General features: G+C 31.7%; 15 protein-coding genes and 1 pseudogene. 2 read left to right on the top strand and 14 right to left on the bottom strand.

Features of this window, described 5'->3' with window-relative positions:
- Positions 1-11 precede the first annotated feature (11 nt).
- From BK585_RS23205 to BK585_RS23175, 7 genes are all read right to left on the bottom strand, one after another.
- Positions 12-689 (bottom strand): type 1 glutamine amidotransferase, encoded by a 678-nt coding sequence (locus BK585_RS23205; RefSeq protein ID WP_170885724.1) that lies wholly within the window; start codon positions 687-689, stop codon positions 12-14.
- An 81-nt stretch (positions 690-770) separates the two neighbouring features.
- Complete coding sequence (locus BK585_RS23200; RefSeq protein WP_078557187.1) at positions 771-1,934, bottom strand: PLP-dependent transferase; 1,164 nt, start codon at positions 1,932-1,934, stop codon at positions 771-773.
- Positions 1,935-2,024: 90 nt separating this feature from the next.
- On the bottom strand, positions 2,025-3,152 hold the full coding sequence (locus BK585_RS23195; protein WP_078557185.1) for a nucleoside-diphosphate kinase: 1,128 nt from the start codon (positions 3,150-3,152) through the stop codon (positions 2,025-2,027).
- 38 nt (positions 3,153-3,190) lie between these two features.
- Positions 3,191-4,498, bottom strand: coding sequence for a radical SAM protein (locus BK585_RS23190; RefSeq protein ID WP_078557183.1), 1,308 nt, complete (start codon positions 4,496-4,498; stop codon positions 3,191-3,193).
- 36 nt (positions 4,499-4,534) lie between these two features.
- Positions 4,535-5,368: a class I SAM-dependent methyltransferase gene (locus BK585_RS23185; RefSeq protein WP_139367702.1), complete on the bottom strand. Its 834-nt coding sequence runs from the start codon at positions 5,366-5,368 to the stop codon at positions 4,535-4,537.
- 4 nt (positions 5,369-5,372) lie between these two features.
- A complete protein-coding gene (locus BK585_RS23180; RefSeq protein WP_078557180.1) occupies positions 5,373-6,674 on the bottom strand; it encodes an aminotransferase family protein in 1,302 nt (433 codons plus the stop codon).
- 31 nt (positions 6,675-6,705) lie between these two features.
- Positions 6,706-8,583: an Ldh family oxidoreductase gene (locus BK585_RS23175; protein WP_170885723.1), complete on the bottom strand. Its 1,878-nt coding sequence runs from the start codon at positions 8,581-8,583 to the stop codon at positions 6,706-6,708.
- Between the two features lie 204 nt (positions 8,584-8,787).
- On the opposite strand from BK585_RS23175, the gene trpB reads away from it, so the two are divergent.
- Both trpB and trpA read left to right on the top strand, forming a co-directional pair.
- Positions 8,788-10,014 carry a tryptophan synthase subunit beta gene (gene trpB / locus BK585_RS23170; protein ID WP_078557176.1) on the top strand — a complete coding sequence of 409 codons (1,227 nt, stop codon included), beginning with the start codon at positions 8,788-8,790 and terminating at the stop codon, positions 10,012-10,014.
- The gene (gene trpA, locus BK585_RS23165) at positions 10,004-10,771 is read left to right on the top strand and encodes a tryptophan synthase subunit alpha (protein ID WP_078557174.1); all 768 of its coding nucleotides are present in this window, start codon (positions 10,004-10,006) and stop codon (positions 10,769-10,771) included. Before trpB ends, trpA begins: the two co-directional genes overlap by 11 nt.
- 445 nt (positions 10,772-11,216) lie before the next feature.
- Here the strand turns inward: trpA and BK585_RS24715 are convergent, their stop codons facing one another.
- The 7 genes and pseudogenes from BK585_RS24715 to tnpA all read right to left on the bottom strand — a co-directional run bounded on the left by BK585_RS24715 (position 11,217) and on the right by tnpA (position 14,873).
- Positions 11,217-11,420, bottom strand: a complete 204-nt coding sequence (locus tag BK585_RS24715) for an ATP-binding protein (RefSeq protein ID WP_139367701.1) — start codon at positions 11,418-11,420, stop codon at positions 11,217-11,219.
- A gap of 73 nt (positions 11,421-11,493) precedes the next feature.
- Positions 11,494-11,604, bottom strand: coding sequence for a hypothetical protein (locus tag BK585_RS24710; RefSeq protein WP_139367700.1), 111 nt, complete (start codon positions 11,602-11,604; stop codon positions 11,494-11,496).
- Positions 11,605-11,818: 214 nt separating this feature from the next.
- Positions 11,819-11,986: a DUF5348 domain-containing protein gene (locus tag BK585_RS23155; protein ID WP_245805941.1), complete on the bottom strand. Its 168-nt coding sequence runs from the start codon at positions 11,984-11,986 to the stop codon at positions 11,819-11,821.
- Positions 11,973-12,611, bottom strand: coding sequence for an ATP-binding protein (locus BK585_RS23150; RefSeq protein ID WP_245805940.1), 639 nt, complete (start codon positions 12,609-12,611; stop codon positions 11,973-11,975). The genes BK585_RS23155 and BK585_RS23150 overlap by 14 nt, the downstream gene beginning before the upstream one ends.
- A complete protein-coding gene (locus BK585_RS24550) occupies positions 12,601-12,741 on the bottom strand; it encodes a hypothetical protein (protein WP_245805939.1) in 141 nt (46 codons plus the stop codon). Before BK585_RS24550 ends, BK585_RS23150 begins: the two co-directional genes overlap by 11 nt.
- Positions 12,734-13,482: pseudogene (locus BK585_RS25020) on the bottom strand (transposase); the annotation flags it as partial. The gene BK585_RS24550 and the pseudogene BK585_RS25020, both read right to left, overlap by 8 nt.
- 833 nt (positions 13,483-14,315) lie before the next feature.
- Positions 14,316-14,873, bottom strand: a complete 558-nt coding sequence (gene tnpA / locus BK585_RS23140; protein ID WP_245805938.1) for an IS200/IS605 family transposase — start codon at positions 14,871-14,873, stop codon at positions 14,316-14,318.
- Positions 14,874-15,044: the final 171 nt, after the last annotated feature.

Below are 15,044 nucleotides of genomic sequence, written 5' to 3'. Positions count from 1 at the left end.
ATAACATCGTCTCATGTATTATGTTTACAAATTCTTAAAAAATTCCTGAATATAATTATATTTGTCTCCGTGATATAAAAGGTATCATCTAAAAATTTGTCAATTTCATCTTTAGAATTAATATATTTTTCATTTATTAATCTCTCTATATTACTATCTTCCTTAAGCCATTTCTTCAGAGTGCTTGTTTTTATATCAGGATGGAACTGAACACAATATAAATTTTTAAGTTTAAACGACTGACAAGGACCTCTCTCATTAAAAGCCAAAATATTTGCATTTAATGGCGGTTCAATTACGTCATGCGAATGTGCAGTGTTTACATTAAAAAACTTTGTTATGCCATCAAACAACATAGAATTACAACCATCTTCAGTTAACTCAAATTGAACAGTACCTAATTCTCGTCGAAATTTATGTTTTTGTACTTTCCCGCCAAATATACTAGCTATTAATTCATGTGCCATACAAATTCCAAGCAATGGAACCTGTCCTAGTTTATAAACTTCTATAATAAAATGTTTTAAATCTTGAACCCATTTAGATTCATCATTATAAGGCGTAAAAGAACCTAGTATTATTATTCCTGAATAAATATTGTGAGAAATTTGGGTTAATTCATCACGGTACTTAATGTCCAGATCTAATCTTTCTTTAACTCCAACTGCATTTTTTAATATATCTATCACTTCTTCTATTAAATCAATTTGTTCAGTTTTTAATATATCTATTATCAGAATCTTTATGACAATTCACTCCTTTATATAGAATTATTCCAAAACGTTTAAAGCTTTGGAAAAGTCATATTCAAGTTTAGAAATATCTTCAATACCAATTGATAAACGGTATAAACCTTCGGAATAATTTGTCTTTTTTGATGTGAAAAATGAACCAACATTTAGAATACTAGATCGGGTAGCTCCTAGTGAAGGAGAACTATCCATTACCGAGGATAATAGGTTAATAAATAAATCATGTTTTTGAAGTTTTGTATTTAAGTTTATTTGAATAACTATCACTGCCCCAAACAATTGATTTTTAGAAAGTTTAATAATATTATTATTACTAGCGCACTGCCCTTTGTTAATATGATTATGAGTTAACCCAGGATAACGGACTTTAATAGCTTTGTTATTGCAATTAAATAAAGAAGCTAACTTGTATGCATTCTCACATTGTTTCCTAAATCTGATTTCAAATGTTTTTATATTTTCAAATAAATTAAAAGCATTCTCTGGACTAACAACTTGCCCAGTACATTTTTGATAATCTTTAACTAATTCATATAATTCAAAATCATTTCCGAAAATAATTCCAGCCATCAAAGTATTATGGCCAGATAAATATTTAGTAGCACTATGGATAACTAGGGAAGCACCTAAATCTAAAGGATTGAATATTAATGGTGTAGCTAATGTATTATCAATAATTACTTTTGTTCCAAACAATTTAGCGATCTTAATTATTTCATAAAAATTGGGCACAATTAAAAGTGGATTTGAAATAGATTCAAAGAAAAGGACCTCAGGTCTTTCTTTTCGGATTACTTCCTTAATATACTCAAGGTTATATTCTTCAAATCCATTGTCGTCTATAAAAATAGGTACAATTCCTCTTCTAACAAGTACCCTTTCAATGTATGAAATTGTCCCACTATATAAATTATTAAAAAATGCCCAAGGTCTTTTATTCCTTGATTGAAAAATTGACAAGGCTATATCTATTGCTGACATACCTGAAGGTGAGATTAAGGACCATTTTGCATTTTCCATTTCACATAAATGGTTTTCAATCATACGTATTGTGGGATTGTTGTGCCTAGAATAAATATAGTTTTCACCATTTATAGAATCATCATTTTGAAGTATGAATCCGATATCTTTGTATATAGGGATTTCTTTATTGTTCCCCACATAATTATTAACATGTTTCATAAGAACCTCACTATTAATTTACAAATTGATATCTAGTTTCAAATTTGCTTAGATATAATTAGAATCAATTCCAAAATAGTTATTAACTGCCTACTGTCTTAATTTGTTTATCAAAGCTTCCGGGAATTCTTGATTAATATTAAAAAGTGTAGTTTCAATAACTAATTCCTCCCATTCAGATACAGTTATTCCAAAAGCATCTAATAATTTGATATACTCAATCCAGTCAACATTGTGTGCATTTTCTAAACTTACTAGAGTATAAAAAGAGTTCAATAAACAATTTACTGGATCATTTACAAAGAGGAACTCTTTTTTATTTATACTTGGAAAATTACTAATAATAATTTCTTTCTGGCTTATTATTATTGAAAAAGCTAAAGTAAAAAGTTCTTCTCTTTTAACGTAATTCTCCGTTGCTATACGAATTCCATCGTTCACAAGTACAAATAATTGAGATACAGTTTCGGTATTTACTTTCTCCTTAAAAGTAAGTCTATTTAAAATCTTGTGTTGTAATCTAAAATAAACTTCAAAAAAACTTTTAGAAGATTCTTGATGAAAATCATAGCCTTTTAAATAATTGTTATAAATATATTGAGCTGAGAAAGTTCCTTGATTCCCTTTATCTCTAGCAATTAAAATAGATTGTATAATACGTTTTAAATCGAAGAATATACTTCCTTCCCTAAGTACAAAAGCACTATTATGTGAGGTGTGTACCAGGTTCAATATACCGTTAATTGATGGGAACTTTGCTCTTATGCTATTCACTTTTGCTTTATATGGTACTCTGTAACCTTTTAAACCTTCCAATAACCTAGGAATACTATTCGTGCCGCAATCTTTACTCCCAACTAAAATTGCACAAACGGGACCCATTGTAAACCTTTGTTTAATTAACCACCAACGGAAATCATTTGGAATAAAAACCGGGACAAAAGGTTTACAATTCGGTAGATATAATAAAGTTAAATCTTCATCAGAAAGTTGATCTTTTATTGTGAAATCTAAAAATATGAGATTTTTTTTCTCTAAATATAGTAGTAAGTCCTCCATTATACCTAATGCAAAATTTTCAGGAGCCAATAAAATGAGGCCAATTTTATCAATACTCTCAATGGCATCATTAGGAGCATTGTTAAGAAAATCACTTAGAATATTAGACTCTGTTGAGAACTCATTGAATTGTGACACCAGCTCATCTTTTGTTAACATTTAATATTCCCTACTTTCAGTTGTCTGTAAAATTACTTTTATACTTTTAAAGTGAAAATATCGTTAGTACTTAGTCCCTCTTTAGTAAAGCATTCTACATATTCTTCATGTTTATGGTATGAATGGTTAAATTGTTCCATTTTATCCAACACCTCAAATATATCAGAATTATCATTTGGATTATCAACCAGTTTTTGTTTGATTTCATTAATAATCCTAACCTTCTGTTCAGGTTCCATCTTTTCTATAGCTGACTTTAAATATCCACCTGGTCCAACTTTAACTTCAGTTGAAGTAAAAATACCGCTTGTAGCCACTGCTTCCACTTGTGTGTTTAATGATACACGACAATTTGGAAATACCCATACTTTCCCCTTTTGACAAGCTAGAAAATAAATGGCTGAAATATATGGAAAAAAAGGCTCTATTGAAGGATGGTTAATTGGTCTATTATCAGTTTTTTTCGTTGTAATAGTGTTCCAGGTAGGCATACCTATTATTATGGGCGTAGTATCATCTATATCATAGTTGTCCAAAATGTGGTTAGCATGAGAAATAGTTGCTAACACCTCATAGTTCAGATTTGGGTTAAATCCTACCATTGTTCCTAATGCTACTTGGAGACCAGCGTTTAAAGCTCTATCTTGAGACTGAACTCTAAATAAGAAACCATCTCCATCTTTATTCACCCTATAATCATCATCTATTCCGTAAGCCTTAGGTCCCCTAGTTATATTTTGATCATACAGTGATTTATCATAGGTTTCTTGCCATGTTATTACTCCGTCAACACCTACTTCTTTTAAATCTTCATATTGTTTTTGAGTAAGTGCCATTGTACAAACAATTACTTTCCCTTCAATATTTTCAGGGAATAATTTCTTTACTTCCTTAACAAGCATAGGTAAATCATGACGGACAAATTTAAAGTCATCACCACCTACTAATTCGATAATATATATCCCCTTATTTATTAGATATTTAACTTGTTCTAAAACAAGATCCATTGACAAACGTAATCTTTTCATTTCAGTATTAGTCGTTCTCCAACCACAAAATACACAGTCAGAGGCGCAAAAGTTTGATACTTCAACTGGAGCCATTGTAATTACTTGATTACCAAAAGTTTTTTCCCTTAATTTTTTTGATACATTTAATACCTTATTTTTTATTTCAGTGAATTCAATAGAATTTATCGCATTTAATAATAAATTTACTTCATGTAATGTTAATTCCCGTTTGGTTGCATTTTCTAAAATTTCGTCAACCTCTACTAATTTTGGAACACTAAGATTTTTTGTGATTGCCTCAATATTTTCTTTTGGAATTTCAAAATAGTTATTCATAATAAGAGCACCTTCCTATTCTTTTTGTGATTTTTTTTATTTTTTTAACCCAAATATGTAGAAGTAGTCTTTCATCTCTCGATTGACTACCGAAGTACCTTCAAACATTGCTATATGCTCATCGATAGTAATAAATGACTCTAGTGCATACGTACCTTTACCTCCAACAAACTCTTCTTTATGATCTTCCAACCAATTAATAAAAGTTTCATAGGTAAAATAAAGATCACCTAATAGGATAAGTCCGTTCTTTTTAGTTATTTCTACCATGTCTTTACTAGCACTTTTTTTATCATAAATGTTTAAGTGATGATGTATATACGGTGCTATAACAATATCAAATTTTCCAATGTTCTCAGGTATCTCGGTTATTGACCCTGATAATATATGTGCTTTTTTTAACTTTTCTTTATACTCTTTAGCAGAAAAGCTTTCTGAGAAACCACAATCTTTCTCAGATTCAGTTGAGAAATCAAAATCGCCCTTTTTAGTCTTTTCAAGTGGCTCATGCAAGAGGTCATAAATATAGATTTCTGTCTTATCTAATAAACTATACTTCTTTAAAATATTCATAGAAAAATAGGAAGCTATTGATCCAAGTGAGGCACCTAAAAAAATCACTTTCAAACTATCTTGATTTATATAATTGTCAATTTCCTCAGCAAGACATTGATCAAGGCAGTACATCAAACTACTTTGGACTTCAATTCTCTTTTTCCAATCTGGATGACTTGTATCAAAAGAACTTTCCCAACCTGTAAACCTTTCTTTTGAAGATTCAATATAATTTCTACTGTCAATATACGGTAATAACTCAAACTCTTCTTTACTTAAATAATAATTTTTAATACCTTTTTCTGATATATTCACCATTTTATCTCCCTTCATATTCACTTATAACTTTTTTTATAATTTCATATGTAACCTTAGCTTCTTCCTTAGAAATAGTTAGTGGTGGGAAAAAACCAATTCTATTTTTTTTATAATGAGTAATTAAGCCTTCACCTAAAAGCTTTAAGTAAATATTAAATGTCTCCTCTGTTGTTAGGGGTTGATTTTTATTTGTTAGTTCAATTATTATCATTAATCCTATACCTCTTACATCACTAACAATGTCGTATTCTATTAATTCAGAACATAAATTAATAAAATAATCTCCTACTATTCTCGCATTAACAACTAGATTATCCCTTTGGATTATTTCAATTGTCTTTAAACTTGCAGCACAAGAAGTGGGATTACCTGACTGTGATGTGCCATGAGCCAATATACTATCGGAATCATTAAATTGATTAAATATATTATTACTGACAAGTACTGCACCCAAAGGTAAGCAACCTCCGTTTATTGCTTTTGATAAGATGAGAATGTCAGGGGTTACCCCCTCATGTTCCATAGCAAACATAGTCCCTGTTCTTCCAAACCCTGTTGCAGACTCATCTAATATAAATAAAATGTTATATTTCTTACAAATTTCATAAACAGCTGAAATATACCCTTTTGGGGGAATTATTACACCACCAGCACCCAAAACTGGCTCCATAATGAAAGCACTCACATTTTCTTTTCCTACTTCTTTAATTTCATCTTCTAATTTGGTAGCACTTACATAAGAAATATTTTGGGAAGAATTATAAAAAGACGAATCAATAAAAGAAAACCCTGGGAGTACTGGCCCATAAATTTCATGTTCTTCCTTAGAATAAATTCCACTTGCTGAAAATGCCCCATACAATGTTCCATGGTAAGAATCTTGTAATGAAATAATATGCTTTTTTTGTTTTTGGTTTTGTATATAGAAAAACTGACGAGAAATTTTAATAGCAGCTTCAACAGATTCAGAACCAGATGTTGTAAAAACTACTTTATCTAATCCCTTTGGTGTTATCTCTACTAATTTTTCTGCGAGTTTTCTAGCAGGCAAGTTTGTCATACTAAACATTGAACAGTATGGAAGTTTGTTTAATTGTTGGTAAATAGCATCAATAATCTCTTCATTTTTAGTACCAAGTATTAGAGAAAGTCCACTAAATCCGTTTATATAGCTCTTACCGTTACTATCCTCCAAATATATTCCTTTCCCTCCAACAATTTCAATTCCGTATTCCGACATTAATCTGATTGTTGTGAAAGGGTGCCAAACAGAATAATTATCTTTTATATATTCAAAAGTCATTTAATCCCCCCTTTTTAATTTTTATTAAGCTTTAAAGTTTCCTTGCAATGATGTACCCATATTTTATTAGCGGGGAAGTCAATTGGGCATTTAAAACTTGAAAGCCATTACTTCTTAGAGTATCTTTCCAAATATTCATAGGAAGCATATATTCTCCTTGTGAATATAAGATTTTCTTTAGTATTTGAATTTCTTTTAGTGCATGTTTTAAACAATTATTGTTAAAGCAGTTTACCATTTTTCTTAAATATAACGAAGATATATTTCTAATATTTTCCGGAGAATTTAGATTTATGGAATCTAAAAATGTCTCTCCAATAATTAAATAACCATCTTCGTTTAGAATTTTATAGCTTTTTTTAATTGCTTTATTGATTTCTTTAATATGATGTAATGACATTATTGCGATTATCTTTGAATATTTTTTATTAAATTTGTATTCAAGAAAATCCCCGTGCTTAGTGTTGATTGTAAATTGAAATTTATCCTTTTTCCCTTCAATTTTTTGTAACATTTTTTTTGATATATCAAAGCAATCTACCTCAGAGCATAAAGGAATAATATCAAGTAATTTTCCATCACCACTTCCTAAGTCAAGGATTACATCTTTTGAGTTAAATTCTACTTTATCAATTATGTTACTTAATAGAGTTTTATGGTCTGGTAATTTCGGGAGCTCATATGTTTCATCACACCATCTATCAAAAAACTCCTCCTCACTTAACAAATTAAAAGCATACTTTTTAAGGTCACCATTGCCTATGGATAGATCAGTAATATCAATGAATTTATTGATGACATCCTCTATTGATTTTTCTTTAAAAACATTTATATCAAATGCATTTTCCCCAACAATCCTTTCATTTGTGAATCCTAAATCTTTGATTCTATTTTGAGAAGTAGGCAGGTTGTCAATTTCTTCCTTATATTTTTGTGTAATTTCTTCTATATTATTTTGAACATATAGTTTCTTTTTCCTCTCAAAGGGCAACATTGTAATAGTTCCGTCCGTGTATGTTGTTGAATTTTTTACTTTTTCCTTGTATTGATTTAATTTTTCACTATACTGAACTCTATCTTGTACTTTTATAGCTATTATAGTAGTCGAAGTACCAATTAAATTGTTGCTCTGAAACAAGTTAAACATCTCTGCAGGTAATAGGTTCCCAAAACCTTTATAATTTTTTTCACCACCAAACGGTAATATATATCCAGAAAAATCCTCATTTTCGAATAACTCTTCTGGAGATTTGGGCCTATTATAACTTGATGTTAAATAGTTATCTGAATTGAAATTATCATCCAAACCATTTTTGATTCTAAGTAACTCACCATTAGTTGTTGCTGCCATTGAAGTGTCAAAAATCACATGTTCACTATTAATGCTAGGGAATCCCCATGCATAGGCATTTGTCCCGATTGACGGTTTGATATCAGAGATTTCTTTTTGAAAATCAATTGGTGAGGTTACTCTATCAGGCGATTTTGAAGTTATGTAACAAATTGCCCCGTAATCATTTAAATAACTAGCATATTCAGCCAAGCAGTTTGTAGGATACATGTTATTTATGTTACAGAAAACAATATTGTTAACCTCAAGCTCCTCTACTATTTTCCTTAAGACTAACTTAATCCCATGGTAACCCACTGAAAAATTACCATCATAAGTTATAAAACCATTGTCCTTATCTATTAATATAGGTTCTTGATTGGATTCTACCATCGACTTGTCTATGATTTTTTTTAAGAACCCACTAAATATCCTGTTAAAACCATGACTTTTTACACCATGCATCTCTGCATATATTAAAGAATTAATTATGGAATCCGATTCTTTTAAATTATAGCCAATAGAAAGTAAATAATCTTTTGTTTTTTTTAAAAGTTTGTTCTTTTCTGATAATTCCACTCTTAGAATCCCCATCTCTTTACTTTTTTTAAAATTTAACACTAAATATAAAACATATTACTATTAATGTCAATATATGCTAATGTATTTTGATTGAAAATAGTACAAAAAAATAAAAAATTGTAAAAATATTTATATTATTATATAATATTGTTAAAATTTAATTTTTTTTGTTGAATTATATTGAGGATGGAGGAAACAATCATGTCAAAAGAAGGTTTTTATGGCAGTTATGGGGGCGTATTTGTTCCTGAGATTCTATTTCCAGTTATAGAAGAACTAAACAAAAATTTTAAGGAAATTAAAGAAGATATATCATTTTGGAAAGAATACAGTAATTTACTAAAAAATTACTCGGGGCGCCCCACCCCTTTGACTTTTGCTGAAGGATTAACTAAATATTTTAATGGTCCAAAGATATATATAAAGCGAGAAGACTTGAATCACTCAGGTGCCCATAAATTAAATAATGTAATTGGTCAATGTTTATTAGCTAAGAGATTAAACAAAAAAAGAATAATAGCAGAAACTGGTGCAGGTCAACATGGCGTTGCAACAGCGTTGGTTGCTGCTAAACTTGGACTACAAGCTACTATATATATGGGTAGTACTGATATTGAGAGACAATATCCTAATGTTTTTTGGATGAAACAATTAGGTGCTGAAGTAATACCTGTGAAGGAAGGTTCCTGTACATTAAAAGATGCAATAAATGAAGCATTAAGAGATTGGGTATCCAATTTTGAATCTACTCATTATCTCTTAGGCACTGCTTGTGGTCCACATCCATTTCCAGAAATAGTGTTAAACTTTCAGGCAATAATAGGTAAGGAAGTTAAAGAACAAATCTTAGAACAAGAAAACCGTTTACCATCAAAAATATACGCTTGTGTAGGAGGAGGTTCAAACGCACTCGGCATATTTAATGAATTTTTACCTCTTAAGGAAGTAGAATTAATAGGGGTCGAAGCCGGCGGAAAAGGTCCAAAGGAACATGCAGCTAGATTGGCTTTTAATTCAGGGAAAATTGGTATTGCACAAGGTTATAAAACCGTATTTTTACAAGATGAAGATGGGCAAATGCTTAACACTCATAGTATATCTGCTGGCTTAGATTATGTGGGCGTATCACCAATTTTAGCAAATTTAAAAGACTCAAATAGAGTACGTTTTGAAGCTTCATCTGACGAAGAGGTTATTAGTGCATTTAAGCTTATAACAAAAAAAGAGGGCATAATTCCTGCTTTAGAATCTACTCATGCATTTGCAAAAGCTTTTAATGAAATAGAAAATAGCAGTAAAACCGAAGACCTTATTGTTATTAATTTATCTGGCAGAGGCGATAAAGATATTTTTAATATAGCTGAGGCAATGAATGATGAGTCATGGAAAATATTTTTGAAAAGGAGATCAGAAGATTATGGATCTTAAAGAGCATATAAGTATTAGAAAAAAACAAAAAAAAATATTAATAATGGCCCATCAAATTTTGGGGTATCCAAATTTTGAAACTAACTTAGAAATGATTAAACTCTTTCAAAAATATGATATTGATTTACTAGAACTGCAACTCCCATTTTCAGAACCAATTGCTGATGGGCCAGTTTTCTTAAAAGCAAACCAAGAAGCATTAAAAAATGGTACAAAAATTAAAGATTGCTTGGATTTTGCAGAAAAAATTACAGAAAATTTTAATATTCCTATAGTTTTTATGACATATTATAATATTTTATTTCAGTATGGTGTTGAAAATTTTGTGAAAAAATGCAAGGATATCAATGTAAAAGGACTCATTATTCCCGATGCTTTACCTAGTGAACATGATGAATTATATCAACATTGTAATAAATACAATATTGATACAATTTTACTTACTACACCTTTTTCATCCTATGAAAGATTAGAATATATATCTAAGTATTGCAAAGGATTTATGTATTGTGCTGCACGTAAAGGCGTTACTGGTTATAAAACCGAATTTAATGAAGAAATATCCCAATTTTTAAACACTTGTAAACAAGTAACTGAACTACCTATCGGAGTCGGATTTGGTATTCAAAAAAAAGAAGATATTGATTTCCTAAAAAACAAAGCGGATGTGGCTATAATTGGAAGTGAGTTACTTAAAATTCTTGAAAACAATGGATTAGAAGGTGTTGAAGAATTCCTAAATTCTTTATTAACCTAACATACAAAAACTATATATAATATACAGGAGCTCTATTTCCAATTAATAATTATTAATAGTAACATAGTATACTTTTGGTATCTAAATTAATGAATATTCTTATGTACTTCGACTAATAGTGATAATGTCATTAAACGAATGTAAACAAATGCGTACTTTTGGAAGTGGGAAATGAGAGCTAATTTAAATTGTCAAATTCCAGTTCCCAATGCCAATAAACTGAATACTAGGCTACGAAATATCTCCTTAGCCGGAGCGAAAATTTCTTTCTAAGATACTTATCGCCCCGGCTTTTTTATATTCAGATTTGCCTTAAAATAATGTTTAATCCAAAAATATCTCACAAAACGGAATTTTAGGATATATGAAAATAATCCATTTCGAAATCCGTCTGACCGTCAGGTGAAATGAAACAATTTTTTGATAATTAATTTGAAACACTTTCTTAATCAAATATTGACTTGTGATGCTTCACTCGGTAACTTTGTCCATCCATGCAAATAAATTCAACTTTTTTTAATAGTCGCTCTAGTATTGCTGTTGTGATATCTAGAACACCAAGTAACTGTACCCATTCTTTTGGACCTTTATTTGATGTAATAATGATAGATGTCTGCTCATGCAAATCGTTAATTAAGTGTATTAGCATGATCCATCGCCATAAACATTAAGTCATCATTAATGACAAGAGCAGCATCTCGCATTCTCTTTAAGCGCTTTTTTTACTTTCTTGTTATTTCTTCTGTTTTTAAAGTTTGTACTAAGTCTCCCATTGTTGTATAAATGACTTTAAATCCACGTTGTATCGCTTCAATTCCTAATCCTGTATCCATGAATGTTTTACACCTGGTGGACCTAACTGGATTACGTTATATATTTGTTCAATCCAATTGAGCTCTAGGAGTTGATTGATCTGCTTTCTTCTAAGGAATTGTTGTTAATGACGTTCTACAATGTCTGAAACTTGATGATGCTAATTGTCTTAAAATTGACGGATTCACTGTCCAAAATAAACTTGATATGTTTCGTTTTTCTTAAGATAAAACCTTACTTCAGGCCAGTAAGCATATACCAGTCTCTTCCAATTTTCAAGCGACAGGAAAAAGTCCGACCATATCCTAGATGAAGGTCAAACCATTCACCGGACCTTACCCTATAACCTAAATTTCCTCCCCAAAACACAACCCAACAGTCCAATTCTTCATTGTAATTCATCTCTTTCCAACGAGTTTTCATGGAAGTTCCCCCTCGATGACTTGCTTAAACATAGGATCGTCAATGATCCTGCGACCATTTTGTGAGCCATACAGAAGACTATGTGTACAAAGTTTATTAATGAGCCTTGCGGCACCACCTGAAAACCGATTAATTTCGTCAATCGCCCCATCTGAAAAATTGGTTGTTCAACCTCTGCATATCGAAAATGCCTAGTAACATATTCCTCAACCTGTGCTCGGTCTAGACGACCAAGCTGGAATTGGATATCTATTCTTTGGCGTATGGCTGCGTAGGACTGTAAGCGTAGTTGGTCCCACAATCCACTTTGACCTACAATGATAAGCGAGATAAAGTTTTGAAGGAAACGGACCTCTTCAAGCATTTCCCGGTCCAGAAGGTGAGCTTCATCCACTACCACAACAGGTTGTAGTCCTCGTATCCCTTTCATTAATTCTATTTCTCGGTGAAGCTGCCGTTTTGCATCTCCTCGATAAAACTTCGATTCGGAACCTAGTTGCTCCAGTAACCCCTTATAAAAATGGCAAGGAGTTAACTTAGAGTCTGATAGATAAAGCTCGTGGAATTTACCTTTATAAAATTTGTCCACAAACTTACGCGGCAAAATGCTTTCTTTCAGCTGAGTATTTCAACCTTCCAAGGATTTCTTGCATCCTGGTGGAATCATACAATTGGTCAGTTGGTAGATTTCTAGTGAAAGGTGTGTTCTCCATTTCATAGAAGGTATCAAACACGTGAATCATCCTCCTTCCAAACGCTACGGAAGGTCAAAGCATTTTTGTTCAATTTGACGTTTCTGGTTCTTTCGTTCAGATGCCTTTAATAAACTTGAAGAGGCAACATCTTACACCTTAAGGTGCTCAGGTAATGCTTCTTGGCTTTCCACGGAGTATAATTCTCGAACTCAATGGTAAGTTCTTCAATATTTGCAGGATCATAGATAACCTCAACCTGACGCCCAATAAATGTCAAGTCCACTTCATATTTCTGATCATGAAACTAATGCATCCTGATTTATCGACTGTCTGAACGAAATGAAGTTTCAGGACTAATTTTCTTTCCAAGTGCAGAATGAGGCTTATTCTGATAGCACTCAGTCAGCCAAACTTGATATCTGATTGCCAGAGTTGGTTGCGATGTCGTTTTTAAAACCTTCGGAACAGCTACTCCTGTCTGCGAATAGAGTCTCATTTGTCGTGTACTGTAACCCTTTTCCGTTAGTTTTTCCTGAAGGTTTGACCTTTTGATTTTGCCTGGTTCAGTCAGCCCCTCCCATTCTTTAATCTGTATGATTTGAGCTACGCTCCGGCTCGGCATTCCTTTACTTAGAAGAATCGCCTGTTCCAATAGATTAGGAGGAACTGCTTCTGACTTTCTAGCAACTTTTCTCGATTGAGGCTTCAATCCCCCAACCCATCATCCCGAAATTGCGCCAAATATCGGCGGATGGTTCTTTCTGATAGGCCACTGGCCTTATGCTATCTGGCCCCGCATATGAATATACTGCGAATGACATACAACAAAAAGTTGCGAGAGACAAAAAAAACGTCATCATTAGTTTCTTTTGTTTTTCATATATATGTTTATAATTAATCTCAATGAATAATGGTAGAAATATGATTAAGGTGAATAAAATGAGTAGATTGAATATTTATGTTTGTAATGTATTGAACATAGTTTAACTCCATTCAATATATATATCATTATTAGTTTTCCGTTTTATTCCTTATATACATAATACCCTTCTTTAGGAATTTAGTGGGATTTTTTAGTTACATATATTTCTTAATAAACACCAAGAGATAACCTTAAATAAAAATATAATAGCGTTTTATAATGGGTCTCTGTCAGACTACCTCCATAAAATAATTGTTCTCATACTGATTAATCTACCGTAACGACCTCCCATAGAAAATTTGGAAATTAAACTCAAATTAACGAAGTTATACTTTATTACGTAACTTCAAAAAATAATACTAATTGTACTTCCAGAAATTTTGTCATGTATTTTTGGGTGTGAACCAAAAGTCTATTTTTTCTTACTTCTGATGCACAAGACCCAATTTCTACAATTACGAAGTTTTCTTATAAAACGTCACAATATTGTTTGCAGTACATTACGTTACTTCACAATCCGTTCCGTTTGCGGATATATTACATGGAATAAAAAGAACAATATAGTTGCGCAGACAATACACATAAAGGCGTTTCCAGTTTCTTTAAAATTTAATTTTCACTTATAATCAAAACCACCCGTGAGAACGGGTGGTTTGCTCTACGGCTGGAAGCCTTTGTTACTGACCAAACCCTAAAGGGCTACTGAACGGTTCGCCATGTGTACTACTTCTACTGGCCAGACCTCAAAGGCCTCTCCTCGTCCTTGTACTTTTTTTCTCTTCTTTTTCACTTCTTCTCCCGTAAATGGGTCCACATATTCTAATAATCTCAACTGTTCTGAGACTATATCATCTTGTATTTGATTTCGTATATATTCTTCTATTACCTTCTTATTTCTTCCGACTGTGTCCACATAAAACCCAGTACACCAAAATTTTCGATTTCCATATCGATATTTTAAATTTGCATGCCGGTCAAATATCATTAAGCTACTCTTTCCCTTTAAATACCCGACAAACTCCGACACACTTATCTTTGGCAGTATACTTACTAACATATGTATGTGGTCTTTACATGCCGTTGCCTCTATTATTTCTACTCCTTTCCTTTCGCACAATTTCCTCAATATTTCTCCTATATCTCTCTTTAATTTACCGTATATCGCTTGTCTTCTATACTTCGGTGCGAACACGATGTGATACTTACAATTCCATTTCGTATGTGCTAAACTGTTACTGTCTTTAGACATAAAAAACTCCTCCGTACGCTATTATATTGGTTGGCGAACCAAATATATTTTAGCACCACGGATGAGTTTTTTTAATACCTCGCTATAAGCTTTCCGGAACCCTAGGCCTAGCCTAGGGTTTTCTTTTTACAAAAAAATGCCATCTACATAGTTCGTAGATAGCAAGAAATT

The sequence above is a fragment of the Bacillus alkalicellulosilyticus genome, assembly GCF_002019795.1.
Taxonomy (GTDB): Bacteria; Bacillota; Bacilli; order Bacillales; family Bacillaceae_F; genus Bacillus_AO; species Bacillus_AO alkalicellulosilyticum.
The sequence above is the reverse complement of the archived record's forward strand: the minus strand, read 5'-3'. Positions and strand labels throughout refer to the sequence as shown.

Bases quoted from the DNA above. Each gene is read 5' to 3' on its own strand.
- BK585_RS23200 (WP_078557187.1), bottom strand. From the start codon at position 1,934: ATGAAACATGTTAATAATTATGTGGGGAACAATAAAGAAATCCCTATA.
- BK585_RS23195 (WP_078557185.1), bottom strand. From the start codon at position 3,152: ATGTTAACAAAAGATGAGCTGGTGTCACAATTCAATGAGTTCTCAACA.
- BK585_RS23190 (WP_078557183.1), bottom strand. From the start codon at position 4,498: ATGAATAACTATTTTGAAATTCCAAAAGAAAATATTGAGGCAATCACA.
- BK585_RS23180 (WP_078557180.1), bottom strand. From the start codon at position 6,674: ATGACTTTTGAATATATAAAAGATAATTATTCTGTTTGGCACCCTTTC.
- trpB (WP_078557176.1), top strand. From the start codon at position 8,788: ATGTCAAAAGAAGGTTTTTATGGCAGTTATGGGGGCGTATTTGTTCCT.
- trpA (WP_078557174.1), top strand. From the start codon at position 10,004: ATGGATCTTAAAGAGCATATAAGTATTAGAAAAAAACAAAAAAAAATA.
- BK585_RS24715 (WP_139367701.1), bottom strand. From the start codon at position 11,420: ATGCTAATACACTTAATTAACGATTTGCATGAGCAGACATCTATCATT.
- BK585_RS24710 (WP_139367700.1), bottom strand. From the start codon at position 11,604: ATGGATACAGGATTAGGAATTGAAGCGATACAACGTGGATTTAAAGTC.
- BK585_RS23155 (WP_245805941.1), bottom strand. From the start codon at position 11,986: ATGAATTACAATGAAGAATTGGACTGTTGGGTTGTGTTTTGGGGAGGA.
- tnpA (WP_245805938.1), bottom strand. From the start codon at position 14,873: ATGTCTAAAGACAGTAACAGTTTAGCACATACGAAATGGAATTGTAAG.